This window comes from Herbiconiux daphne (genome assembly GCF_024979295.1).
GTDB lineage: Bacteria > Actinomycetota > Actinomycetes > Actinomycetales > Microbacteriaceae > Herbiconiux > Herbiconiux daphnes.
On the sequence record NZ_JANLCJ010000206.1, the window covers coordinates 1 to 928 of the forward strand.

1 pseudogene is annotated in these 928 nt (G+C 48.5%); it reads left to right on the forward strand.

Features of this window, described 5'->3' with window-relative positions:
* A pseudogene (locus tag N1032_RS24125) lies at nt 1-928 on the forward strand (hypothetical protein); the annotation flags it as partial.

The following is a 928-nucleotide window of genomic DNA, read 5'->3' on the forward strand; positions in this document are numbered from 1 at the left end:
CCTCTCAAAGCTATTAGAGATATTGCTAAAGCTTTTAAAGCTCCTCTTGCTCGTAGAGCTAATCTCCGTGAACAAGCAGAAGCATTGGAAGCTACACGTAATCTTGCTCAGAGTGCTTCTCGTGCAGAACAGTCTCGTGCTAGTGTAGAAGCTAGTCGTGCTGATATGGAGAATCCTAAAGTTGATGATGGTACTCAGGAACAGATGCGCTATTCGGAAGAAGAAGCACCTACACCTGCTCCAGAACCAACACCACCACAACCAGATTCTGTATTAGCTCGTACACCACGTCGTCCTAATGAACCAGAACCTCCTGTTGAGGAAACAGTACCTGCTCCTGAGCCTCCTCCAACTCCTGATACATCCGGTGCTACTTTTGATTTAGCTGCTCGTCCTCGTGCTCCTGAAACTACGCCTGAGCCGACAGAAGCTGTAGCTACGCAAGAAACTCCAACTACTGTGACGCCAGAAGAGGTGGCTCCTCCTCAGCCTGATCAGACATTAATTCGTCAACCTACGCGTCCAGAAGAGACACCTCCTCCAGAGGAAGAAGTAGCTCCTACTCCTCAGCCTGACCAAAGCTTAGTACGTGAACCTACTCGTCCTACGGAAGAACCTGCTCCACAGGAAACACCTCCAGAAGCTCCTCCAGAGCCTTCTGAGACGCCTAAGACAGAACCTGACCAAGCACTCACCCGTGAGCCTAAAGCTCGTGAGAAAGCTCCTGAAGAGCCAGAACCAGCACCTACACATGAAGAGAAGACTGCTCCTACAGAGGATGCTAAATTCGCTGAGAAAGTTGCTTTCCAACGTGATGTAAGAGCTGTTGAAGCTTTACGTGATCAGTTCTCTACTCAGGCAGTGAAGAATAAAATCACTGTTGAAAGCATGCGTAAAGGTTTGGATATGGATCAACTTCGTCATGAAG